This window comes from Pseudomonas sp. S44, from assembly GCF_016624805.1.
Classification (GTDB): domain Bacteria; phylum Pseudomonadota; class Gammaproteobacteria; order Pseudomonadales; family Pseudomonadaceae; genus Aquipseudomonas; species Aquipseudomonas machongensis.
The window spans coordinates 86499-102028 of the sequence record NZ_JACVTY010000006.1 but is presented as its reverse complement, the minus strand read 5'-3'; the positions used below and the strand labels follow the sequence as shown (position 1 = coordinate 102028).

General features: G+C 63.6%; 20 protein-coding genes. 7 read left to right on the top strand and 13 right to left on the bottom strand.

What is annotated here, in order from left to right; translation table 11 throughout:
* Nucleotides 1-109: 109 nt before the first annotated feature.
* A complete protein-coding gene (rpoH, locus tag IAE40_RS07335; RefSeq protein WP_112899427.1) occupies nucleotides 110-964 on the top strand; it encodes an RNA polymerase sigma factor RpoH in 855 nt (284 codons plus the stop codon).
* 78 nt (nucleotides 965-1042) lie between these two features.
* Here rpoH and mtgA read toward each other — a convergent pair whose 3' ends face one another.
* Nucleotides 1043-1753 carry a monofunctional biosynthetic peptidoglycan transglycosylase gene (gene mtgA, locus IAE40_RS07330; RefSeq protein ID WP_065863965.1) on the bottom strand — a complete coding sequence of 237 codons (711 nt, stop codon included), beginning with the start codon at nucleotides 1751-1753 and terminating at the stop codon, nucleotides 1043-1045.
* A gap of 64 nt (nucleotides 1754-1817) precedes the next feature.
* Between mtgA and IAE40_RS07325 the strand changes: the two genes are divergently transcribed.
* The 4 genes from IAE40_RS07325 (at nucleotide 1818) to trmB (ending at nucleotide 4072) form a co-directional block, all read left to right on the top strand.
* Nucleotides 1818-2189 (top strand): DUF423 domain-containing protein, encoded by a 372-nt coding sequence (locus tag IAE40_RS07325; protein WP_200602931.1) that lies wholly within the window; start codon nucleotides 1818-1820, stop codon nucleotides 2187-2189.
* Between the two features lie 102 nt (nucleotides 2190-2291).
* Complete coding sequence (gene thiS / locus IAE40_RS07320; protein WP_054891258.1) at nucleotides 2292-2492, top strand: sulfur carrier protein ThiS; 201 nt, start codon at nucleotides 2292-2294, stop codon at nucleotides 2490-2492.
* A gap of 53 nt (nucleotides 2493-2545) precedes the next feature.
* Nucleotides 2546-3340: a thiazole synthase gene (locus IAE40_RS07315; protein ID WP_008092966.1), complete on the top strand. Its 795-nt coding sequence runs from the start codon at nucleotides 2546-2548 to the stop codon at nucleotides 3338-3340.
* 9 nt (nucleotides 3341-3349) lie between these two features.
* Nucleotides 3350-4072, top strand: coding sequence for a tRNA (guanosine(46)-N7)-methyltransferase TrmB (gene trmB, locus IAE40_RS07310; protein ID WP_200602930.1), 723 nt, complete (start codon nucleotides 3350-3352; stop codon nucleotides 4070-4072).
* Between the two features lie 56 nt (nucleotides 4073-4128).
* On the opposite strand, the gene IAE40_RS07305 is transcribed toward trmB, so the two are convergent.
* The 9 genes from IAE40_RS07305 to IAE40_RS07265 all read right to left on the bottom strand — a co-directional run bounded on the left by IAE40_RS07305 (nucleotide 4129) and on the right by IAE40_RS07265 (nucleotide 10692).
* Nucleotides 4129-4455 carry a DUF3392 family protein gene (locus tag IAE40_RS07305; protein WP_054891168.1) on the bottom strand — a complete coding sequence of 109 codons (327 nt, stop codon included), beginning with the start codon at nucleotides 4453-4455 and terminating at the stop codon, nucleotides 4129-4131.
* Between the two features lie 9 nt (nucleotides 4456-4464).
* Entirely contained in the window at nucleotides 4465-5643 is a 1179-nt protein-coding gene (gene hemW / locus IAE40_RS07300) for a radical SAM family heme chaperone HemW (RefSeq protein WP_112899424.1), read from the bottom strand.
* Entirely contained in the window at nucleotides 5640-6236 is a 597-nt protein-coding gene (gene rdgB, locus IAE40_RS07295; protein WP_197890453.1) for an RdgB/HAM1 family non-canonical purine NTP pyrophosphatase, read from the bottom strand. The genes hemW and rdgB overlap by 4 nt, the downstream gene beginning before the upstream one ends.
* Nucleotides 6233-6667 (bottom strand): DUF4426 domain-containing protein, encoded by a 435-nt coding sequence (locus IAE40_RS07290; RefSeq protein ID WP_200602929.1) that lies wholly within the window; start codon nucleotides 6665-6667, stop codon nucleotides 6233-6235. Before IAE40_RS07290 ends, rdgB begins: the two co-directional genes overlap by 4 nt.
* A 24-nt stretch (nucleotides 6668-6691) precedes the next feature.
* Nucleotides 6692-7312, bottom strand: a complete 621-nt coding sequence (metW, locus tag IAE40_RS07285; RefSeq protein ID WP_063541621.1) for a methionine biosynthesis protein MetW — start codon at nucleotides 7310-7312, stop codon at nucleotides 6692-6694.
* A 7-nt stretch (nucleotides 7313-7319) separates the two neighbouring features.
* On the bottom strand, nucleotides 7320-8459 hold the full coding sequence (gene metX, locus IAE40_RS07280) for a homoserine O-succinyltransferase MetX (RefSeq protein WP_054891173.1): 1140 nt from the start codon (nucleotides 8457-8459) through the stop codon (nucleotides 7320-7322).
* 88 nt (nucleotides 8460-8547) lie between these two features.
* Complete coding sequence (locus IAE40_RS07275) at nucleotides 8548-9138, bottom strand: YggT family protein (RefSeq protein WP_054891174.1); 591 nt, start codon at nucleotides 9136-9138, stop codon at nucleotides 8548-8550.
* 10 nt (nucleotides 9139-9148) lie between these two features.
* Entirely contained in the window at nucleotides 9149-9967 is an 819-nt protein-coding gene (gene proC / locus IAE40_RS07270; RefSeq protein ID WP_054891175.1) for a pyrroline-5-carboxylate reductase, read from the bottom strand.
* 38 nt (nucleotides 9968-10005) lie between these two features.
* Nucleotides 10006-10692 carry a YggS family pyridoxal phosphate-dependent enzyme gene (locus tag IAE40_RS07265; protein ID WP_200602928.1) on the bottom strand — a complete coding sequence of 229 codons (687 nt, stop codon included), beginning with the start codon at nucleotides 10690-10692 and terminating at the stop codon, nucleotides 10006-10008.
* Between the two features lie 65 nt (nucleotides 10693-10757).
* Here IAE40_RS07265 and IAE40_RS07260 point away from each other — a divergent pair, with 65 nt between their 5' ends.
* Complete coding sequence (locus IAE40_RS07260) at nucleotides 10758-11759, top strand: type IV pilus twitching motility protein PilT (RefSeq protein WP_153773281.1); 1002 nt, start codon at nucleotides 10758-10760, stop codon at nucleotides 11757-11759.
* 56 nt (nucleotides 11760-11815) lie between these two features.
* On the opposite strand, the gene IAE40_RS07255 is transcribed toward IAE40_RS07260, so the two are convergent.
* The gene (locus tag IAE40_RS07255; protein WP_153773282.1) at nucleotides 11816-12448 is read right to left on the bottom strand and encodes a C40 family peptidase; all 633 of its coding nucleotides are present in this window, start codon (nucleotides 12446-12448) and stop codon (nucleotides 11816-11818) included.
* Between the two features lie 168 nt (nucleotides 12449-12616).
* Here IAE40_RS07255 and IAE40_RS07250 point away from each other — a divergent pair, with 168 nt between their 5' ends.
* Nucleotides 12617-13036, top strand: a complete 420-nt coding sequence (locus IAE40_RS07250) for an NINE protein (protein ID WP_065863958.1) — start codon at nucleotides 12617-12619, stop codon at nucleotides 13034-13036.
* A gap of 47 nt (nucleotides 13037-13083) precedes the next feature.
* On the opposite strand, the gene IAE40_RS07245 is transcribed toward IAE40_RS07250, so the two are convergent.
* Together IAE40_RS07245 and argS are read right to left on the bottom strand one after the other, a co-directional pair.
* Nucleotides 13084-13782, bottom strand: a complete 699-nt coding sequence (locus IAE40_RS07245) for an SPOR domain-containing protein (protein ID WP_054891179.1) — start codon at nucleotides 13780-13782, stop codon at nucleotides 13084-13086.
* A 1-nt stretch (nucleotide 13783) separates the two neighbouring features.
* Complete coding sequence (gene argS, locus IAE40_RS07240; protein WP_054891180.1) at nucleotides 13784-15520, bottom strand: arginine--tRNA ligase; 1737 nt, start codon at nucleotides 15518-15520, stop codon at nucleotides 13784-13786.
* Between the last annotated feature and the right edge of the window lie 10 nt (nucleotides 15521-15530).

Below are 15530 nucleotides of genomic sequence, written 5' to 3'. Positions count from 1 at the left end.
CTTTCTTGCCAGCATTGACTTTTTTTCATCCAGGAACTTCTTTCATGGTTCCGGGGTCAATGATGGCAGTGCCCACAAGGCACGAGTCCAGTGAGTCGGAGGTACTTGAATGACCACTTCGTTGCAACCTGCCTATGCCCTGGTGCCCGGTGCGAACCTGGAAGCCTACGTGCACACGGTCAACAGCATTCCGCTGCTGACGGTCGAGCAGGAGCGTGAACTGGCCGAGCGTCTCTATTATGAGCAGGATCTTGAGGCCGCTCGGCAAATGGTGATGGCCCACCTGCGTTTCGTCGTACATATCGCCCGCAGCTATGCCGGCTACGGGTTGGCCCAGGCTGACCTGATCCAGGAAGGCAACGTCGGCCTGATGAAGGCGGTCAAGCGCTTCAACCCCGAGATGGGCGTGCGCCTGGTGTCCTTCGCCGTGCACTGGATCAAGGCAGAGATCCACGAGTTCATCCTGCGTAACTGGCGCATCGTCAAGGTCGCCACCACCAAGGCGCAGCGCAAGCTGTTCTTCAATCTGCGCAGCCAGAAGAAGCGTCTGGCCTGGCTGAATAACGATGAAGTGCACCGTGTCGCCGAAAGCCTGGGCGTCGAGCCTCGGGAAGTGCGCGAGATGGAAAGCCGCCTGAGCGGTCAGGACATGGCCTTCGATCCGGCAGCCGATGCGGACGACGACAGCGCCTTCCAGTCGCCTGCGCACTACCTTGAGGATCACCGCTACGATCCTGCCCTGCAGCTCGAAGATGCCGATTGGAACGACAACTCCAACAGCAACCTGCACGAGGCACTCAGTGGCCTGGACGAGCGCAGCCGCGACATTCTCTATCAGCGCTGGCTGGCCGAGGAAAAGGCCACGCTGCACGAGCTGGCAGAGAAGTACAGTGTATCGGCCGAGCGGATTCGTCAGCTCGAGAAGAACGCGATGAGCAAGGTCAAGGCACTGATCACGATCTGATCGGCGCCCTGACTGAAAAGCCGCCTGTCCCTCGCGGGGCAGGCGGCTTTTTGTTGTTCGCATGGGGCGGCAAGCGGATCAAGGCTTGCGTGCGCTCTCCAACTGCATCAGGTAACTGGTTCCCCCGAGCTGGCTCATCTGTCGTCGAATCCATCCCGCCCGGCTGGCGACATAGGTGCTCGGGCGGCTGGCGCTCCACTTGATCGGGCTGGGCAGCACTGCAGCGAGCTGGCTGGCCTGTTGGCGAGTGAGACGGCTGGCATCGACGCCGAAGTGATAGCGCGCCGCTGCCTGGGCGCCGAATACGCCTGGCCCCCATTCGGCGCTGTTGAGGTAGACCTCGAGGATCCGCTCCTTCGACCAGAACAGCTCCATCAGGCCAGTGAACCAGGCTTCGAGACCTTTGCGAAACCAGCTGCGCCCCGACCACAGGAACAGGTTCTTCGCCACTTGCTGGGAGAGCGTGCTGGCGCCGCGGATACTGCCGCCGCGCTCGTTATGTGCCAGTGCGGCCTGGATCGCGGGAATGTCGAAACCCCAGTGGTTGGCGAAGTGCTGGTCCTCGCCCGCGATAACGGCCACCTTGAGCTCGTCGGAGATCTCGTCCCAGGGCGTCCAGTCGCGCTGCAGGTCGATCGGCTCGCCGCTGAACCAGGACTGCACCTTGCGTTCGACCATCAACGCAGTGCCCGGTGGTGGCACCCAGCGCAGCACGAGCACCAGCACGATGCTGCCGGCGGCGAACCAGAGCAGTGCGCGGGCGAGACGGCGGATCAGGGATGACAGCATGTCGATAGCTTGGCCGGACCGATGGAACCGGCCATTATACAGACCCCTCTCGAGGAGTCGTCCCATGCTTCGCAGCTTCCTGATGCTCGCCGCGTTCTTTGGCTTTACGGGTGTGGCCCTGGGTGCCTTTGCCGCACACGGCCTGAAGAACCGTCTTACCGCCGATTACCTGGCGATCTTCCACACCGGCGTCACTTATCAACTGGTCCATGCCCTGGCGATCCTGGCGGTCGCGCTGCTTTCGGTGCACTTGCAGGGGCGTCTGGTCGGCTGGGCGGGCGGGCTGTTCGCAGTCGGTATCCTGCTGTTCTCCGGCAGCCTTTACGTGCTGACCCTCACCGGGTTGGGCAAGCTTGGCATCATCACCCCCATCGGCGGCCTGTGCTTCCTCGCCGGCTGGCTGTGCCTGGGGCTGGCAGCCTGGCGCCTGGGCTGACCAAGCGGTCGGGAATCGCGACTAATGGCGTGTGTCGCCCTTGGGTTGCAAGGCTGATCGGGGCTAGAATGCGGGCCCCAATGAACGATGGTGGCCGTGCGCATGCGCATTCAACTGAACGGTGAACCTTACGAACTGCCTGCGGGCGAGAGCGTCGCGGCCCTGCTGGGTCGGCTGGAGCTGGTCGGGCGTCGTGTGGCGGTGGAGCTGAACCTGGACATCGTGCCGCGCAGCCAGCACGAAAGCACCCTGTTGAACGAGGGTGACCAGGTCGAAGTGGTCCACGCCATCGGTGGCGGCTGACGCTTCTGCCGTGCCCCACCCGCAAGTCCCGCAACCTTTCCAGAGGAACAACGATGAGCAACGTTCGTAGCGACAAGCCCTTCACCCTGGCCGGACGCACTTTCCAGTCGCGCCTGCTGGTCGGCACCGGCAAGTACCGTGACATGGAAGAAACCCGCCTGGCCATCGAAGCCTCGGGTGCTGAAATTGTCACCGTCGCCGTGCGCCGCACCAACCTCGGCCAGAACCCGGGCGAGCCGAACCTGCTCGATGTGCTGCCGCCGGACCGCTATACCATTTTGCCGAACACCGCCGGTTGCTATGACGCCGTCGAAGCCGTGCGCACCTGCCGCCTGGCCCGTGAGCTGCTCGATGGCCACAACCTGGTGAAGCTTGAAGTGCTGGCCGACCAGAAGACTCTGTTCCCCAACGTGATCGAAACCCTCAAGGCTGCCGAAGTGCTGGTCAAGGACGGTTTCGACGTGATGGTCTACACCAGCGACGATCCGATCATCGCCCGTCAACTGGCCGAAGCCGGCTGTATCGCCGTGATGCCCCTGGCGGGCCTGATCGGTACCGGGCTCGGGATCTGCAACCCCTACAACCTGCAGATCATTCTCGAAGAGTCCAAGGTGCCGGTACTGGTCGACGCCGGTGTAGGTACCGCCTCCGACGCCACCATCGCCATGGAAATGGGTTGCGAAGCCGTGCTGATGAACTCCGCTATCGCGCACGCCCAGCAGCCGGTGCTGATGGCCGAAGCGATGAAGCACGCCATCGTCGCCGGTCGCATGGCCTATCTGGCCGGGCGTATGCCGAAAAAACTCTATGCCAGCGCCTCGTCGCCGCTGGATGGTCTGATCAAGTAAGAGCCCCTGATGACTGAATCGCAAGAAACGCCGATCACCGCTGAAGGCGAAGAGCGCCCGCACCGCCGCATCAAGAGCTTCGTGATGCGCGCAGGCCGCATGACCGAAGGCCAGCAACGTGGCCTTGATCAGGGTGGCCCGCTGTTTATCCTGCCCCTGGCCGACAGCCCGGTGGATTATGACCAGGTGTTCGGCCGCTCGGCGCCGCGCACCCTGGAGATCGGCTTCGGCATGGGGCACTCCCTGCTGGAGATGGCCGCTGCTTCGCCTGAGCTGGACTTCATTGGCGTGGAAGTGCACCGCCCGGGTGTTGGCGCGCTGCTCAACGGCGTGCTGACCCAAGGTCTGAAGAACCTGCGGGTGTACGACTGCGACGCCATCGAGGTGCTCAACCGCTGCGTGGCCGACAACAGCCTCGATCGCCTGATGCTGTTCTTCCCCGATCCTTGGCACAAGGCGCGCCATCACAAGCGCCGCATCGTCCAGCCCGAGTTCGCCGAGTTGGTACGGCGCAAACTCAAGGTCGGCGGTGTGTTTCACATGGCCACCGACTGGGAGCCCTATGCCGAGCACATGCTGGACGTGATGAAGGTCGCGCCGGGCTACCGTAACCAGGCGGCTGACGGCGCTTATGTGCCGCGGCCTGAAGAGCGGCCGATCACCAAGTTCGAGCGTCGCGGCGAGCGGCTCGGGCATGGCGTCTGGGATTTGAAGTTCGAGAAGCTGTACTGATCGAAAAAACGCCCTGAGAAGGGCGTTTTTCATTTGGCTGGCCTGTACGCGTGGGGTTAACCGCGACGATCCGCCACCACGCCGATGAGCACCAGCACCACCAGCAGCACCGGCGCCAGCGCATAGTTGTTGAATTGCGCCAGCGCCTTCACCACCCAGGGCGTGGCATAGATCAGCGCCGCGCCGCTGCCGATCATCACCAGCAGCGCCATGAAAGGCACGCGCAGGGCGCCAGCGAGGCCACCCAGGCGCTGATCGACCCAGCCTTTGAGGTCGGTGCCGAACAACACCAGCAAGCACCCCACGAGCGCCAGCGAAATTTCTGACAGGTTGCTGCGGCTCCAGCGGGAAACGGTCGAGAGCAGGTCAAGTACCAGGTCCATGGGTCATCCTTAATTCAAGAAGTACTGCAGCAGGTCGTTGAGGAACAACTGGCCCCGCGGTGTCGCCGCCAGTCGATCGGGTTCGACCTGCAGAAGGCCCTTTTGTTCGGCTGCACGGCGTGCTTCTGCCAACTGTGCCAGCGGCAGGCCGGTGCGTCGGGTGAAGAGTTCGGCCTCCACGCCATCGGTCAGGCGCAGGGCATTCATCAGGAATTCGAACGGCAGCTCATCGGCGGGCAACAGCTTCTCGCCGGCTTTGAAGGGCTTCGCCGGGTTGAGGTAGTCCTTGGGCAGGCGGGTCTTCCAGGTGCGCAGGATACGCCCGTCCGGGAACGACAGCTTGCCATGCGCCCCCGCGCCGATGCCGATGAAGTCGCCAAAGCGCCAGTAGTTGAGATTGTGCCGTGCAGCGCGTCCTGGCTGGGCGTAGGCCGAAACTTCGTACTGGTGGTAGCCATGTTCGGCCATCAACGCTTGGCCGGCTTCCTGGATGTCCCAGAGGATGTCGTCCTCGGGCAGCTCGGGCGGCTGGTTCCAGAATACGGTGTTCGGTTCCAGGGTGAGCTGGTACCACGACAAGTGCGTAGGCGCGAGTGCGATGGCCTGGCGCAGGTCACCCAGCGCCTCGTCCAGCGACTGGTCCGGCAGGCCGTGCATCAGGTCCAGGTTGAAGTTGTCGAAACCTGCTGCGCGGGCCATGTCTGCAGCGCGCACGGCCTCGTCGCCGTTGTGGATGCGCCCGAGCTTTTCGAGCTTGCTCGGCTGGAAGCTTTGCACACCGATGGATAGACGGTTGATGCCGGTCTGGCGGTAGGCCTTGAACTTGTCCTGCTCGAAGGTACCGGGGTTGGCTTCGAGGGTGATCTCGATGTCCGGGGCGAACGGGATCCGTTGCTCGATGCCTTGCAGCAGGCGCCCCAGCGAGGCGGCACTGAACAGGCTTGGCGTGCCGCCGCCGAAGAAGATCGTGCTGATCGGGCGGCCCTGCACCGCGGGCAGCTCCTGGTCCAGGTCGGCGAGCAGGGCGTCGATGTAGTCGTCTTCGGGCAGCGTCGGGCCGGCCTGGTGCGAGTTGAAGTCGCAATAGGGGCACTTGCGCACGCACCAGGGGATGTGGATGTACAGCGACAGCGGCGGGCGCTCTGGAAGGATCAGGCCCGCCGGCTGCAGGGACGGCTGTTCGGTCATGCCAGGCCCAGACGCTGACGCAGCAGGGCCATGGCGCGGGCGCGATGGCTGAGCTGGTTCTTCTCGAGCGGTGCGAGGTCGGCGCTGGAGCAGTTGCGCTCCGGTACCCAGAACAGTGGGTCGTAGCCGAAGCCATGGTCGCCGCTGGCCTCGAACAGGATGCGACCGTGCCACAGGCCTTCGCAGAGGATCGGCAGAGGATCGTCGGCATGGCGCACCAGGGCCAGGACGCAGACGAACTGCGCGCCGCGCTGCTCCTCGGGCACGTCCTTCAGGGCACCGAGCAGCTTGGCGTTGTTCGCCGCATCACCCTTGCCGTCGGCGTAGCGAGCCGAGTAGATGCCCGGTGCGCCGCCCAGGAAGTCCACCGCCAGGCCCGAGTCGTCGGCCAGTGCCGGCAGACCGGAAAGGCGCGCAGCGTTACGGGCCTTGAGAATGGCGTTCTCGACGAACGACAGGCCGGTCTCCTCCGGCTCGACCTGGCTGAATTCGCCGATCGAGCGCAGTTGCACGGAGCCGCCAAGCATGGCCTGGAGCTCTTTCAGTTTGCCGGCATTGTGGCTGGCCAATACGAGTTGCTGGAAATTCATCATTCGCCTGGGAACACTTCCTGGTTGAAGCTGAGTGTGTGGCTGAGGCCGCCGGTTTCGATATTGAGGTCGAAGGTCAGGGTTTCAGCCTGTGCGATCTTGAACTGGGCGATGTAGTACACCGCACCTTGGTCGGTGATCTGCCTGAACGACAGCGGGCTGCTGCGGCCGGTGAGGTCCTTGACGGTGCCGCTGACCACCGCCGTGCCAGGCTTGCCGGCCTTGAGCACAGCGATGTTGAGCACGCCCTGATTCTTGCTGCGGACAAGGCCGGTGGCTGCGGCGATGCCCGGTTGCAGCATGCTCGAGGTGAAGGCGCTGTAGTGCACCGTGACGTCGCCGAAGTCCTGCTTGCGCTCGGGACGGGCGGCGTCGGCAGCCAGCACTGGCCAGGCCAGGCACAGGCTGATCAGCAAGAGAGCGAGACGACGCATGGTGCCATTCCTCCGATAGGTGGATCAGACCGCGACCTGGTGCTCCTGCAGCCCAGGACTACTGACCCGATAGATGCCGATCTCTCCCAGAAGATTAGGCCAAAGCCGACCGCCCCACCCGTTGCGGTGACGGTTGTCGACGGCCAGGCGATCGAGCACCTTGGCATTGCGCTCGTGGCACAGGTTCTCGAAGTCTTCGAAGGTGCAGAAGTGGATGTTCGGGGTGTTGTACCAGGTGTAGGGCATGAAGTCCGACACCGGCATGCGTCCTTTGGTGGCCAGGTACCAACGGCAGCGCCAGTGGCCGAAATTGGGGAAGGTGATGATGCACTGGCGGCCTACCCGCAGCATCTCGTCGAGAATGCGGTCGGGATATTCCACGGCCTGCAGGGCCTGGGTCATGACCACCACGTCGAAGCTGTTGCTGGCAAAGTTGCCCAGGCCCTTGTCCAAGTCTTGCTCGATGACGTTGACGCCCTTGTTTACGCACTCGGCGATGTTGTCGGCGTCGATCTCCAGGCCATAGCCGGTGACGTTCTTGCGATCACGCAGCGAGGCCAGCAGTTCGCCATTGCCGCAGCCCAGGTCGAGTACCCGGCTGCCGGCGGGGATCCAGTCGTGGATGATTTCCAGGTCGGCTCTCATGCGGTCCTCAGAGGGTGATGCGGTTCATGTAGTTCGCGAAACCCTGCATGTAGCGCGGGGTCGGGATGAGGAAGGCGTCGTGGCCGTAGGGCGAGTCGATGTCCAGGTAGCAGACGTTCTTGCGCGCAGCCATCAGGGCATCGACGATCTCTCGCGAGCGTGCTGGCGAGAAGCGCCAGTCGGTGGTGAACGACATGATGCAGTAATGCGCCGTGACATGCGCCAGCGTGGCGGCCAGGTCGCCATCGTGGGCGGCGGCCGGGTCGAAGTAGTCCAGCGCCTTGGTCATCAGCAGGTAGGTGTTGGCATCGAAGCGCCCCGAAAACTCCTCGCCCTGGTAGCGCAGGTAGCTCTCGACCTGGAACTCGACGCTGTGGAAGTCGTAGTTGAGCTTGTCGCTCTTGAGCTCACGGCCGAATTTCTCGCCCATCGAGTCGTCGGACAGGTAGGTGATGTGCCCGACCATGCGCGCCAGCATCAGCCCGCGCTTGGGGATCACGCCCTGGTCCTGGAACGAACCGCCGTGGAACTCGGGGTCTGTGAGGATGGCCTGGCGTGCCACTTCGTTGAAGGCGATGTTCTGTGCCGACAGCTTGGGCGCCGAGGCGATGTCCACGCAGTGGCGCACGCGATCGGGGTAGGTGATGGTCCACTGCAGCGCCTGCATGCCGCCCAGGCTACCGCCGACGATGGCGGCCCAGGTCTGGATGCCGAGGCGATCGGCCAGGCGGGCCTGGCTGTGTACCCAGTCTTCCACGGTCAGGACCGGGAAGTCCGCGCCATAGGGCTTGCCGGTAGCCGGGTTGAGGCTGCTCGGGCCGGTGCTGCCATTGCAGCCGCCGAGGTTGTTCAGGCTGACCACGAAGAAGCGGTTGGTGTCGATCGGCTTGCCCGGGCCGATGCAACTGTCCCACCAGCCCGGCTTGCGGTCGGTGGCAGCGTGGTAGCCGGCGGCGTGGTGGTGACCGGACAGTGCGTGGCAGATCAGCACGGCATTGCTGGCGCTGGCGTTGAGCTGGCCATAGGTTTCGTAGATGAGTTCGTACGAGGCCAGCGCGCGGCCACAGGCCAGGGCCAGCGGTTCATCGAACCGGGCGATCTGGGGGGTTACCAGACCGACGGAATCTTCGGGAAAGACAGTGGACATCGACCCTGCTCACGCTTGACGGAAGCGTAAGTCTAAAGAGCGCTACCCCCAGCGGCAAGCAAAGGCTGCCGCTGGATGACGCGGTGGTTCAGATCATCCGCCACAGCTGTTCCGGCATGCCGGCATAGGCAGCCAGTTGTGGCATCAGGAACGACTGGATCACCTGGATGGCGATGAAGGCGAAGATCGGCGAAATGTCCATGCCGCCGAGGTTGGGCACCAGGCGGCGGAACGGCGCCAGCACTGGCTCGCTGATCTGGTAGGCCAGTTCGGCGGCGGGGTTGTGGCTGTTCGGCGCGACCCACGAGACGATCACCATGACGATCATCGCGACCCAGAAAATCTTCAGGAACAGCGAGGTGATGCCGAGAATCGCCCACATCAGCAGGTGCAGGATGTCGCCGAAGGTGCCGTAGGTGACCATCAGCACGAAGGCCATCAGCAGCGCCTGGATCACGATCGCCAGCAGCAGCGAAGAGGTGTCCAGGCCAGCGATGCTGGGAATGACCCGGCGGATTGGCTTGAGCAGCGGTTGGGTGGCGCGCACGGCGAACTGGCTCAGCGGGTTGTAGAAGTCGGCCTTGACCAGTTGCAGCACGAAGCGCAGCAGGACGATCACCAGGTACAGGCTGACCAGGGTTTGCACCACGAAGATCGCGGCGTCGGACAGTGCATTCATCGACAGCTCCTTATTTGCCCAATTGTTCGGCCAGCTCGGCGGAGCGCGTGGCCGCAGCCTGCAGCGCCTGCTCGACGATGGCCTCGAAACCGTTGGCCTGGAACGACTTGATCGCCGCTTCGGTGGTGCCGGCCGGCGAGGTGACGCGGCGGCGCAGTTCGGCGGCATCGACATCGCTGGCAACCGCCATGTGCGCGGCGCCCAGGGCAGTCTGCAGGGTCAGTTGCGAGGCGGTTTCACGCGGCAGGCCGAGCTTCTCGCCAGCAGCGGTCATGGCCTCGATCAGCAGGAAGAAATACGCCGGGCCGCTGCCGGAGACCGCGGTCACGGCGTCCAGCTGCTGCTCCTGTTCCAGCCACAGGGCGGTGCCGACCGCAGTCAGCAGTTGCTCTGCCTGCTGGCGTTGTTCGCCGGAGACCTGAGCGGTGGCGTACAAGCCGCTGGCACCTTGGCGCAGCAGCGATGGCGTGTTGGGCATGCAGCGCACCACCGGGATTTCGCCCAGCCAGCTCTGCAGGCTCTGGCAGGTGATGCCGGCAGCGATGGAGACCACCAGTTGGCCCGGCGCCAGGGTTGGTTTCAGGGTCTCGCACACGGCTTTCATGACCTGTGGCTTGACCGCCAGCACGATCACGTCCACGCCATCGATGGCCTGGGCGTTGCTTTCGAAGGTTTCGATGCCGTGCTCGGCCTTGATCCGGGCGCGGGTCTCGGCACCCGGGTCGCTGGCGCGGATCTGCGCGGCGTCCAGGCCCTGGGCGCGCAGGCCGCCGATCAGGCTGGCGGCCATGTTGCCGGCGCCGATGAAGGCAATACGAGTCTTGCTCATGTCAGGTCCTTGAAGGAGAGAGTGAGTAAAGCATGGAATCAGGGCTGGCCGTAGTCGCGGGCGCCGAACAGGGCGGTGCCGATACGGACCCAGGTCGCACCCTGGGCGATGGCCGCTTCCAGGTCGTGGCTCATGCCCATGGACAGCGTGTCCAGGCCAAGGCCCAGGTTTTCCTGTAACTGGCGCAGGCGGGCGAAGGCGGCCTCCTGGATAGCGCGGTCGTCGCTGGGCTCGGGAATCGCCATGAGCCCGCGCAGACGCAGGTTGGGCAGTTCGGCCACGGCCTGGGCCAGTGCCGGCAGATCGGCCGGGGTGCAGCCGGATTTGCTGTCTTCGCCGCTGACGTTCACCTGCAGGCAGACGTTCAGCGCTGGCAGACCGCTGGGGCGCTGCTCGCTCAGGCGTTGGGCGATTTTCAGGCGATCCACGCTGTGTACCCAGTCGAAGTGTTCGGCAATGGCCTTGGTCTTGTTCGACTGGATGGGGCCGATGAAGTGCCAGATCAAGGGCAGGTCGCGCAATTCATCTTGCTTGGCCAGGGCTTCCTGCAGGTAGTTCTCGCCGACGTCGCGTACGCCAGCGGCGTGGATTTCGCGAATGGCGGTGGCGGGCTTGGTCTTGCTCACGGCCAGCAGGTGTACGCTGGCGGTGTCGCGTCCAGCGGCTCGGGCCGCGTTGTCGATGCGTTCGCTGATAGCGCGAAGGTTGTCTGCTAGGGTGGACATGGATCGATGCCGGCAGCTCAGTGGTGTGCGGCATTCTACCTGCTTGATGGCCTTTGGGGAGTCTCATGGATGTGACCGACCTGTTGGCCCGAGCCGTGGCGGCGGGGGCTTCGGACCTGCACCTGGCTGCGGGCGAGGCGCCGCTGTGGCGCCTGGATGGCGAATTGCAGCGCCTGGCGTTGCCCGTGCTGCAAAGTGAAATGATCGAGCAAGGCATGGCGGCTTGGCTCGATGCGCCTCATTTGCACCAATGGCTGGCGGGTGACGAAATCGACCTGGCCCTTGATTTGCCTGGGCTTGGGCGTTTTCGTCTGAACCTGTACAGACAGTATCGAGGGCTGGCCGCGAGCTTGCGGCTGATACCTGCACAGGTGCCGACGGTCGAAGAACTCGACCTCACGGAAGTGTTTCGAGCCATTGCCGAGTGCCGTGATGGCCTGGTGCTGGTAGGTGGTCCGACCGGTAGTGGCAAGTCCAGCACACTGGCTGCGTTGATCGCGCAGCTTGATCGTGAGCGCTCAAACCACATCCTCACATTGGAAGATCCGGTCGAATTCGTGCACCGCGCCGAGCGCTGCCTGATCACCCAGCGCGAGATCGGCCGCCACAGTCGCGATTTTGCCCAGGGGTTGCGCAGTGCCCTGCGCCAGGATCCGGATGTGATCATGATCGGGGAATTGCGTGACCTGGAGACCATTCGCCTGGCGCTGCGAGCGGCGCAGACCGGGCATCTGGTGCTGGCCACGGTGCATACGCGAACAGCGGCGAGCAGCATCGATCGCCTGGTGGACGTGTTCGCCGCCGAAGAGAAGCCGCTGGTGCGCGCCATGTTGGCCGAGTCGTTGCGTCTGGTGGTGGCGCAGGTGCTGGTGCGTCGGGTGGGTGGTGGCCGGGTGGCGGCGCGGGAGGTATTGGTGGCGACGCCAGCGGTGCGCAACCTGATTCGCGAAGGGCGGATGGCGCAGTTGCAGTCGGTGATGCAGACCGGCACGGCGCAGGGGATGGTGACGATGGAAGGGGCGATGCAGGCGTTGATGAAGCGGGGAGTGATCGACGGGGCAGGGTGAAACTGCTGGCCTCTTCTTGGGTTTGCCCGCGAAGAAGCCAGAGAGAGAAACCTACCTCAACGCTTGGCCAGCCGCAGCGCCTCCTGCTCCTTGGGCAGCACGCGCTTGGCAACCACATAATGCTTCTGCCAGTACGGCTTCTCGAGGCTGTCGATGCTCACCCGCTTGCCGGTGCGCGGCGCGTGGATGAAGCGGTCGTTGCCAAGGTAGATGGCAACGTGATTGACCCGACGGCTCTTGATGTTGAAGAAGATCAGGTCGCCGGGCTTGAGGTCATCCCGCGCCACTTTCACGCCATGCCCTTGGGCCATGGCGTTCGAGGTGCGTGGCAGATCGATGTCGGCGACATCGTTGAAGGCGTACTTGACCAGGCCGCTGCAGTCGAAGCCCTTGCCAGGCGTGCTACCGCCCCAGCGGTAGGGGGTGCCGAGCACGTTGACGGCGCGGCTGAGTACTTCGCTGCTCTGCTTGGGCGACATCGCCGCCACTTTCAGCGCGTGGTTCTTCGCGGCATTTGCCGGACGCGCACGCAGGCTGACCTGCTTGGCGGGGGTGCGTTTCACGGAAACATCGGCGTTGGAGGTGTAGCCAGTGAATCCGTTGGGGAGTCGTTGCTCACGGTTGGTGGCGTGGGCGGCCAGGGGTAACAATAGGCAGAGGGTCAGCCATGTCTTGAAGAAAGGCGGCATAGTTGAAGCTCTTTATGGATGTTTATAGATGTTGGCGCGCAACTTTATAACAGCTTTTTGATCAAAATCTGATCCGTTGGTCGTGTGGCTGGGTACCATACGTCGGGGCAAAACGAAAAAGTCACATTTTTCGTTAGAAAATTTTCGGCTATCCCACGAGGGTTTTGAATGAATACGTATCAACAGGGTGCGCCGCTTCATGACACGCACAGCAAGGTCATCGGGTACCTGCTGTGGATCTTCGGCTTCACCGGCTCGCACCGTTTCTACTACGGCAAGCCGATCACCGGGACGATCTGGTTCTGCACGCTGGGCTTGCTGGGTATCGGCTGGCTGATCGACCTGTTCCTGATCCCGTCCATGGACCGCGAGGCTGACCTGCGGTTCCAGCCAGGGCCGGTGAACTACAGCGTGGCGTGGGTGCTGCTGACGTTCCTGGGTATTTTCGGCATTCACAGGCTTTACCAGGGCAAGTGGATCAGCGCACTGATCTACCTGTTTACCGGCGGCCTGTTCCTGATTGGCGTGCTGTATGACTTCTGGACCCTCAACACCCAGGTTTCCGAGGTCAATGGCAAGCAGCGCTGACTCCCTCAGAAAAAAGGCCTTGTCGCAGTGCGGCAAGGCCTTTTTCGTTACTGGCGGGTCTGTCGCTGCTGCAGCAGCAGGTTGCTGAAACCTGCTCCAGCCAGCTGCTTCTGTGCCACGGTCAGTTGTTCACGGTTGCTGAACGGACCGACCAGTACGCGGTACCAGGTTTCTTCCTTCACCGTCCCCGATTCCACCTTGACCACCTGGCCGAGCAGGATGATCTGCGCACGTACCTTGTCGGCATCGGCTTCCTTGCGGAACGAACCGGCCTGGAGGAAGAACTGCGTGGTCGCTGCAGGCTTGATCACTGGTGGAGCCGGTGGCGGCGTCTGCCCCGACAGCGCAGCCTGGGCTCGGGCCGTGTCGATCTTCGCGGCTTCGGCAGGAGTGACCGGCGTGACCGGCTGGGCCGGCACGGGCGGCGTCTTCTCCGGCACCGCTTCAGGCGGCACGATCACTTCCGACTCTGGCAGCAGGGTGTAGAAATCGTACTTGGGCTTGATCGGCTGCGGCGTGGTCGGCGTGCTGCCTTTGGCCGCCTCGGCGACCTTGGCGGGCTTCTGCTGTTCAGGCTTGGCACGCTTGATGTCGTCGCCGCCGGGCTCGAGCTTCATCAGGAAAACGATGAATGCGCCTACGGTCAGGCCGACCGCCAGCCAAACCCAACCCGGGATCGGCTGTTTGGCGGGTGGCTGGTGACGGCTGGCGCCGCGCTTGGGCGCGGGTTTTTTCTTGGCAGCCAACTTACATGCGCTCCAGGGTTTCCAGGCCGAGCAGCTCCAGGCCCTGCTTGAGAGTACGGCCGGTCAGCGCGGCGAGACGCAGGCGGCTCTGCTGCTGTTCCACGGTTTCGGCGGTGAGGATCGGGCAGTTCTCGTAGAAGCTGGAGAACAGGCCGGCCAGGTCGTAGAGGTAGCTGCACAGCACGTGTGGGGTGCCTTTTTCGGCGACGTTGTTCAGCGTTTCGCCGAACTGTGCCAGGCGAGCCGCCAGGTCCTGCTCGTGGGCAGCCTGCAGCACGATGTCGCCCTCGACTTCGTCGAAGCCCTTGCCCAGCTTGCGGAACACGCCGGCCACGCGGGTATAGGCGTAAAGCAGGTAGGGCGCGGTGTTGCCTTCGAAGTTGAGCATCAGTTCGAAGTTGAAGCTGTAGTCGCTGGTACGGTGCTTGGACAGGTCGGCGTACTTCACCGCGCCGATCCCGACCACTTCACCGATGTGGCGCAGTTCGTCCTCGGCCAGGCTCGGGTTCTTTTCCTTGACCAGCGCGTAGGCGCGCTCCTTGGCTTCGCTCAGCAGGTCGATCAGCTTCACGGTGCCGCCGTCGCGGGTCTTGAACGGACGGCCATCGGCGCCGTTCATGGTGCCGAAGCCCATGTGCTCCATTTTCATCGGGTGCCCGACGAAGCCGGCGCGGCGAGCCACTTCGAACACCTGGTTGAAGTGCAGCGCCTGACGTTGGTCGACGAAGTACAAGGCGCGATCGGCCTTGAGCACATTGCTGCGGTAGCGCACCGCAGCCAGGTCGGTGGTGGCGTAGAGATAGCCGCCGTCGGCCTTTTGCACGATCACCGGCAGTGGCTCGCCTTCGGTGTTCTTGAACTCTTCCAGGAACACGCACTGCGCACCCTGGCTTTCGACCAGCAGACCCTTGGCCTTGAGGTCGGCGACCACGTTGGCGAGGTCGGCGTTGTAGGCACTTTCGCCCATCACGTCGGCCATGGTCAGCTTGACGTTGAGCAGTTCGTAGGTCTTTTGGCAGTGCGACAGCGAGATATCCTTGAAGCGCGTCCACAGCGCCATGCACTCGGGGTCGCCGGCTTGCAGCTTGACCACCAGGCCACGGGCGCGGTTGGCGAAGTCTTCCGATTCGTCGAAGCGCTTCTTCGCCGCGCGGTAGAAGTTTTCCAGGTCCGACAGCTCGTCGCTGGTGATGGGGTTTTCTTCCAGGTAGGCCAGCAGCATGCCGAACTGGGTGCCCCAGTCGCCCACGTGGTTCTGGCGGATCACCTCGTCGCCGAGGAATTCCAGCACGCGCGCGACGCTGTCGCCGATGATGGTCGAGCGCAGGTGGCCGACATGCATCTCCTTGGCCAGGTTTGGCGCCGACATGTCGATGACCACTTTTTCCGCTGCGCCGGCCTTGCGCACGCCCAGGTGGGCATCTGCAAGTGCCGCCTCCAGGCGGTTGGCCAGGGCGTCGGTGTTCTGGAAGAAGTTGAGGAAGCCGGGGCCGGCGATCTCGACCTTGCTGATGTCGGCGCTGGCAGGCAAGGCGGCGATCAGCTTGTCGGCCAGGTCGCGCGGCTTCATGCCTGCCGGCTTGGCCAGCATCATGGCGATGTTGCTGGCGAAGTCGCCGTGGGTCTTGTCGCGGGCGTTTTCCACCTGGATCGCCGGCGTCAGGCCTTCAGGCAACACACCTTCGTTGACGAGTTGGGTGAGGGCTTGCTGGATCAGCTGGCGAATGGTGTCTTTCATCGGGTTCTCT